Origin of the sequence: Psychrobacter sp. bablab_jr014 (assembly GCF_016464015.1) — a bacterium.
In the GTDB taxonomy this organism is placed as follows: domain Bacteria; phylum Pseudomonadota; class Gammaproteobacteria; order Pseudomonadales; family Moraxellaceae; genus Psychrobacter.
In genome coordinates this window covers 1-7,384 of the sequence record NZ_JACDXT010000033.1, presented here as the reverse complement: position 1 = coordinate 7,384, position 7,384 = coordinate 1, and the positions used below count along the sequence as shown (strand labels likewise).

General features: G+C 49.4%; 6 protein-coding genes and 1 pseudogene. 3 read left to right on the top strand and 4 right to left on the bottom strand.

Annotated features, from left to right (window positions below):
- Positions 1-196, top strand: a pseudogene (gene tuf, locus JIE71_RS08545) (elongation factor Tu); the annotation flags it as partial.
- 117 nt (positions 197-313) lie between these two features.
- Positions 314-793: a ribosomal protein S18-alanine N-acetyltransferase gene (rimI, locus tag JIE71_RS08540; RefSeq protein WP_323126921.1), complete on the top strand. Its 480-nt coding sequence runs from the start codon at positions 314-316 to the stop codon at positions 791-793.
- 63 nt (positions 794-856) lie between these two features.
- Here the strand turns inward: rimI and JIE71_RS08535 are convergent, their stop codons facing one another.
- Genes JIE71_RS08535 through trxB form a run of 3 tightly spaced genes read right to left on the bottom strand, consistent with a single transcriptional unit; the run spans position 857 to position 3,220 of the window.
- A complete protein-coding gene (locus JIE71_RS08535) occupies positions 857-1,300 on the bottom strand; it encodes a MerR family transcriptional regulator (protein ID WP_199508301.1) in 444 nt (147 codons plus the stop codon).
- A gap of 57 nt (positions 1,301-1,357) precedes the next feature.
- On the bottom strand, positions 1,358-2,179 hold the full coding sequence (gene aat / locus JIE71_RS08530; RefSeq protein ID WP_199508300.1) for a leucyl/phenylalanyl-tRNA--protein transferase: 822 nt from the start codon (positions 2,177-2,179) through the stop codon (positions 1,358-1,360).
- 3 nt (positions 2,180-2,182) lie between these two features.
- Complete coding sequence (trxB, locus tag JIE71_RS08525; RefSeq protein WP_199508299.1) at positions 2,183-3,220, bottom strand: thioredoxin-disulfide reductase; 1,038 nt, start codon at positions 3,218-3,220, stop codon at positions 2,183-2,185.
- A 639-nt stretch (positions 3,221-3,859) separates the two neighbouring features.
- Here trxB and JIE71_RS08520 point away from each other — a divergent pair.
- Positions 3,860-7,018, top strand: coding sequence for a DNA translocase FtsK (locus tag JIE71_RS08520; protein WP_199508298.1), 3,159 nt, complete (start codon positions 3,860-3,862; stop codon positions 7,016-7,018).
- 121 nt (positions 7,019-7,139) lie between these two features.
- Here JIE71_RS08520 and JIE71_RS12370 read toward each other — a convergent pair.
- Positions 7,140-7,384 (bottom strand): hypothetical protein (locus JIE71_RS12370; protein ID WP_206767409.1); only part of this gene is annotated, 245 nt, incomplete at its 5' end.

Sequence of the window (7,384 nt, the reverse complement as noted above, 5' to 3'; positions counted from 1 at the left end):
GTTCTACTTCCGTACCACTGACGTAACTGGCGCAATCCAGCTACAAGACGGTACTGAAATGGTAATGCCTGGTGATAACGTTGAGATGGGCGTAGAGCTAATCCACCCAATCGCAATGGACAAAGGCCTACGTTTCGCTATCCGTGAAGGCGGCCGTACGGTAGGCGCTGGTGTTGTAGCAAACGTTCAAGACTAATTTGAACTTGCTATAGCATACCAATGCTAAAAAGAAGCCACTCGCAAGAGTGGCTTTTTTTGTGGCTGGCGTTTGGATAAATTAAAGAAAGATAAATTTATATAAGGAGTGGGGCAGGTGTTACGAACGATATTGGCAGTAGATAAAAACAACGCAGCACCACAAGGGATGATAGCAGCCACGGCGTTGATAGAAGCGGTATTACAACCTGATGACGCGTGGACTGCGCCCAGTATGACTGCCTTACTGAATCAGTCGCACATTCACTTAGCGACGGTTACGGATACTGCGGGCAAACTGATTGCCTATTGTATTTATCAGGTGCTCTTTGAGCAGGCGGAGATTTTGCGGATAGGGACGCACAGTGATTATCAGCGTCAAGGTATGGCTTCTAAACTGCTTGGGCAGCTGTGTACGCAGTTTGACAAAGAGGGCGTGATGGATACCTTACTTGAAGTGCGTGCAGACAACGCCCCTGCGATTGCATTGTATCAGCGACATGGGTTTGGCGTGATTCATACGCGCACAGGCTATTATCAAACAGCGTATGGCAAGGCCGTTGACGCCCTTATTATGCAGCGGACGATTGAATTGTAAATAAAGGCAATAAGTGATAGACCTTTGGACTATTTAATTCTAAGCATTTTAGCAAAGCACGTTTTAAGGAGCGGAAAGTTTGGTAGAACACGCGCCATTGTTTGGGTCACGAAATGGGTGTTCGGGGTTTGAGTGCATGTCTTCTAGTAGCTCAATACGCTCAGTTAACAGCTCGACCATGCGATTGATATTGGCTTGTTGATTTTTGACCTGCTCAAGCTTTTGCCGTGTGACGTGCAGTTGCTCATCTAAATCCAAATGCCCATCGTAATAGTCATTCAGACTGTCTTTGATCTCTGTTAGCGTAAAGCCAATCACTTGCGCACTTTTAATCAGCTCAATACGCTCGATACATTGCGGATGAAACTCGGTATACAGCCGTGAGCCTGCTTGACGCTTGCGCGACTTCATCAGACCCAGCTGGTCATAGTGCCGAATGGTGTCTTTAGTGGTATTGGCACGCTCGGCCAAGGCACCAATCAATAAAAATGCAGTATCAGCTACCATAATAAACCTTTTTAACAGTGGGCTTAAGACAATACGCAGTGCATGGCTAAGGACGTCTCAAATGCCAATATGAGACTGACGCATGGCCTGCCATGGCGTCTCTGTCAATAAAGCGCGGACAGGTATCAATGGGTAGTGCTCGGCTTGCCAAACGGGGCTTTGGGTGGACAATAGCGTATCCAACCGCTGTAAAAAGTCAGTACGCGGCAAGGTGCTCGCGCCCAAACTCATCAGATGTGGGTTTTCAAGCTGGCAATCTATAAGTTCCACATGGGTCATGCGACACAGCTGCACTAAAGCCCAAAACGCTATTTTTGAGGCATTGGAAGCTTGATGAAACATCGATTCGCCAAAGTAAATACCACCGATTTTTAGACCATATAGGCCACCAATCAGCGCGCCTGCCTCATCCCACACTTCAATACTGTGCGCATAGCCCTGCTCATGTAGTTCGGTATACGCCTCAATCATTTCCTCGTGTATCCATGTATGCTCGCCTTCAGGCAAACCATCTTGACGCGGCAAACTACACGCATGAATCACATCAACAAAGGCGCGATTGACGCTCAGTTGCCACGGCGAGTTTTTGACCTGACGACGTAGCGATTTGCTGGGCACATAGCCCTCTGGATACAGCACACAGCGCGGCTCAGGACACCACCAAACAATCGGCTCATCGGCATTAAACCATGGAAACAGTCCTTGCGCGTAGGCAGAGAGTAGAGTGGTGATGTCCAAATCACCGCCCATAGCCACCAGCCCTGTACCCTCTGGGTCAGCGCTGATGGGATTGGGAAAGTCGTAACGCCCAAGACGCTTTAGCGCCTCAGGCGTTGGCAAATGTATTGGCGACGTTGGCGTTTGCTCATGAGCCGCCATAATTTAGCCCTCTTGACGGTCTTGATCGGCTTGGTCTGCGCTTAGCGTTGATGCGTAAGTGTGGTCGCTAGCAACGGTTTCACCGAGGCTGTCGAGGTATTTTTCGGCATCGAGCGCCGCCATGCAGCCTGTACCTGCTGAAGTGATGGCCTGACGGTAAACGTGATCCGCCACATCACCTGCAGCAAATACGCCTTCAACGCTGGTTTGGGTGGCGTTACCATTGATACCGCTATTGACAATGATATAGCCGTCTTTCATGTCGAGCTGGTCAGCGAATAGATCGGTATTTGGCTTGTGACCGATAGCGACGAACATACCAAAGACGTCCAATTGCTTGGTGCTGCCATCGATGGTCGATTCAATCAGTACGCCATTGACACCCATGTCATCGCCCAGCACTTCTTTGACTTGGTGATTCCACTCAATTTTGATATTGCCGTTTTGGGCTTTTTCCAGCAATTTGTCTTGCAAGATTTTTTCAGAGCGTAGGCTGTCGCGGCGATGCACCAAGGTGACTTCTGAGGCGATGTTTGACAGGTATAATGCTTCTTCTACGGCTGTATTGCCACCGCCGATGACCGCAACTTTTTGGTCTTTATAAAAGAAGCCATCGCAGGTCGCGCAGGCAGACACGCCTAAGCCTTTGAATTTTTCTTCAGACTCAAGTCCCAGATACTGCGCCGATGCGCCTGTTGAGATGATGAGGGCGTCACAAGTATAAGCACCATTATCACCTGTCAGTTTGAATGGACGCTGGCTTAAATCGGTCTCACGGATATGGTCGTATACCATCTCAGTGCCAAAGCGCTCAGCGTGCGCTTTCATACGCTCCATCAAGTCAGGACCTGTCAAATCGTAGGCATCGCCTGGCCAGTTGTCTACTTCGGTGGTAGTGGTTAGCTGCCCGCCGACTTGTAGTCCTGTGACGATGACAGGTTTTAGATTGGCGCGTGCAGCATACACAGCAGCGGCATAGCCTGCAGGCCCTGAGCCAAGAATAATGAGTTTTTCGTGGCGTACATTGGCTTGGTCAGTCATAACAATTCCTTATTATTTACTATCTAAAGCACACATTAATAAGATGTGCACCAACAGCACGGCGTCGTCGGTATGCGTTTGTACGTAACATAACTGGCAGCGCAAAAGTGCTGTAATGAATACTGTTAGTGGGCGCTCACTATAAAAAGTACAAGTGAGAAAAAATAAACATGGATATGATAACAATCAATCTGTCATAAAATGAAACAAATTGCGCGTAGATATGTTTCTAAGCATTGCAAGGCATTGCTATCTTAACAACAAAGCATGACTCTGTAGGGACACTTGTTCGGCGTACTCTTATAAATTAGTAAAACATTTTATAAAAAAGCGCTATAAAAATAAGCAAAAAAATCCGCTATTAACCCATCAATATTTGTAAAAAAAGCCATCGCCACGCAGGCTATGTATTTGTTATTATAGAAAGTTATGTCATGCGTATTTACCACTCATAAACGCCAGTATTTTCGTGGCTTTGAGGGGCGATAACGCTAAAAAAGTAGGCAGAGCAAGCAGATTTTATCCGCAGCGTTTGCCGATATACTTTACAATGACCAATCATCTAACAACGTCATATCGGCATGACGCACGCCCGTCATGTGCGGTGATAATAAGTATGGACAACAAGGCAGATTCTACGTGATATCAGCACCGATTATTGAGTATTTAAGAAAAGGAATTTTTACCTTCCTTGGGTTAATGTTGGCAGTGTATGTGTTTGTGATTTTGCTGACGTATACCAGTAATGATCCGAGCTGGTCGCACATCAGTAGCGATATGACCACCATTAATAACATGGGCGGCGCGATGGGCGCTTGGCTCTCCGACCTCGGCTACCGTTTTTTTGGTTTTGCTGCATGGTGGCTGCTTGCCTTTTTGATTTATGAGCCGATTTTGATTTGGTGGCACACGCGGCGCACCTTTTGGTTACTACGCGTCATTGGCTACGTGTTTTTATTATTAAGTGCCAGCGCGTGGCTGAGCCAGTTATGGGCGCTATTGCCACAATCTGCCGATCCCAGCAGCACCTCATTTGGTGGCGCATATGGGGGTATCATAGGTTTAGAGCTGCAAAGCCGATTGGCAGCCTTATTGACGCCTTGGGGCAACTTGGTATTTTTAAGCCTGTTTGTAGCGATTGTCGCAACTTTTGCCTTTAACATTCACTGGCGTGAAGTCTATCGCACCGTAACCAATCTAAAATGGATCAATCTGGGGCTGTCGCATGATGATGGCTATGCCGAAGCTGAAGAACTGGCAGGGCAAGATGCGGTAAAATCAGCGAACAGTGAGCGCGCTACTACAGGTGAGCAGCTGGCGTTTGAGCTGGCGCCTACAGAAAATAAAAACAATGATCGCCATGCGGAGCTAAACGAGCGCTTTGGCAGTGTGTTGAGTGATTTTTTAAGCAAATCAGGTCTGCAGTCTTATGCCAAAGATTTGGCAGAAAATCGTAGCCAAGCGCCCGCAGAAAGCACAGCACCTAACCATGCAAATAATGCCAGCCAAACCACAAGCGCTATCAGTGCCTCAGCAGAGAGCGTCGCGCCAGTACGCAAGGTTGAGCCAAGCTTTGCATGGAACGATACCAAGACCGTGGACGACTTATTGCGTAAGCCGCCGTATGACGAAGCGGCCTTACCGCAAACTGCCGAAGCACAAGACGCTGATACACAAGACGTAGAAGAACCGCGCGCGCAGCCCGTTGCCAAGTCAACGGCAAAAGCCGCGGACAAGCTGACAGAGGCTAGTAGCCCAAGCACCAGCGAGGTCGCAAAAGAAGAAGTGGCGACTGTAGACGCACTGGCAGATCAGTGGTTGGCAGAGCATGATACGGCGGCATCGGAAGCGCAGACAGTCACTGCGCCTGTAAGTGATAATCGCAACCCTGAAATCGCGCAAACAGCAAGCATCCAAAACCTATCGGCAAGTGCGGCGGCTGCCAATAGCGCTGTGTCTACTGCGAAATGGCGTATGCAAACTGACCGCGATAGCGCTGAGTCTGCAACGGCTGCGTCAAGTCGCGACATTCAGAGCGAACCTGCCAGCGCGCCTGTGGACATGACACCGAACAACACGCCACCTGCCAAACCTAACGAGCCACCGAAAGCTGTCAGTACTGAATCTTCGCCAGTAGAGACAGAAACGGCGCGCAGTGCGCCTGACGTGCGCTTTGCGGTGCCAGAAGGCGAGGCCAGCAACCAAATTGCAGGTATGTTCGAAGATGAGGACGACGATTACAGCTTGCCTGACATTCATGACGATGCTGCCTTTGCGGGCAAATCACGCGCCATGCAGACGGCAAAATACCGCGCCAACCTGTCGCCCATTCCGCCGTTATCTATTCTTGACCAGCCTGATCCCAATCGCCAGCCGAGCTATACCGCTGCAGAATTGGAGCAATTGTCTGAGCTATTAGAGATTAAATTGCAAGAATTTAATGTCAAAGCCGAAGTGGTCAATGCTATTCCTGGCCCTGTGGTCACGCGTTTTGAAGTGGCGCTGGCAGCGGGCGTTAAGGCGAGCAAAGTGACGGGCATCTCCCGTGATTTGGCGCGCTCACTGTCGATGGCATCTTTGCGTGTGGTCGAGGTCATCCCTGGTAAGCCCTATATCGGTATCGAAGTGCCCAACAAGCAGCGCGAAATGGTGCGTTTGGTCGAACTATTAAACACCGATAAATACAAAGACCCCAAAGCCCAAGTCAGTATGGCAATGGGTAAAGATATCGGCGGCAAGCCCATCATCACTGACCTTGCACGCGCCCCGCACATGCTGGTAGCGGGTACGACAGGCTCAGGTAAATCGGTACTGGTCAATGCCATGCTGTTGTCCATCTTGTTAAAGTACACGCCTGACGAGCTGCGCTTGATTTTGATTGATCCCAAGCAGTTGGAGCTTGCGAACTATAATGAAATCCCGCATCTGCTCACACCCGTGGTCACCGATATGACCGAGGCGGCAAGCAGTTTGTCGTGGTGTGTGGCAGAGATGGAGCGTCGCTATCAGCTGATGAGCCTGCTCAAAGTGCGTAAGCTGAACGAATTTAACAAAAAAGTGCGCGCCGCTGAAAAGGCAGGCAACCCTATGATTGATCCGCTGTGGCGTCCTAATGACAGCGTGAGTATGGACAAAGCGCCCAAGCTCAAGACCTTACCGATTATCGTCATCGTGGCGGACGAGTTTGCCGATATGATTATGCAGGTCGGTAAGCAAGCTGAAGAGCTGATCACCCGCTTGGCACAAAAGTCGCGTGCCGCAGGCATTCACTTGATGCTGGCGACCCAGCGTCCGTCTGTTGACGTCATTACTGGCCTTATTAAAGCCAACATCCCTGTACGTGCGGCGCTGCGGGTGAACTCCAAAGTTGACTCACGCACCATCTTGGACAGTGGCGGTGCTGAGGACATGCTCGGTAATGGCGATATGCTGTTCTTAGGCCCAGGCCAGATTGAGCCTGACCGCGTACATGGCGCGTATGTCAGTGATGAAGAGGTCAACCGCGTCTGTGATGCATGGCGGGAGCGAGGTGCACCAGATTATATTGATAATATGGCAGGCAACTTTGAGTTGACCAGTCCAAGCAGCGGCGGCAGCGCCAATGCTTCGGGAGAAGATGACGACCTATACAACGATGCAGTGGCATTCGTGATGGAGACGCGCAAAGTCTCCGCCTCCAGCATCCAGCGCAAGTTTAGCATCGGCTATAACCGCGCAGCGCGCATCGTTGATTCCATGGAGGAGGCGGGCTTGGTCAGCTCAATGGGCAAAAGCGGCAAACGCGAGCTGCTGGTATAAACAAAAAAGCGGGTACGATAAGGTACTCGCTTTTTTTTGGGCAATATTTTTAATAAAAATAAGACAAGAAGTAGCAGGCCGTACGACCCATGGTACTGATAGCGGCTATTTTTTAGGTAATCTAACGGTAAGAGTAGGGCGTGTTGAACATTCGCAAATAGGCACTGCTGATTGCTAAAATTGTTCCAGACAAGGCACAAAGCGACGATAATGCAGATGCCTTAACGAGATTTGTAACGCAGTATGGGGCAATTTTAGCATCAGCCCGCAGGGACAGGACTCTTTTTTGCCGCTTCATCGTTAAAAATAAGCGCTTAGAATGACTAAACTTATTATTTTTAACCTCGAATCGCCTAAAAAATAGTC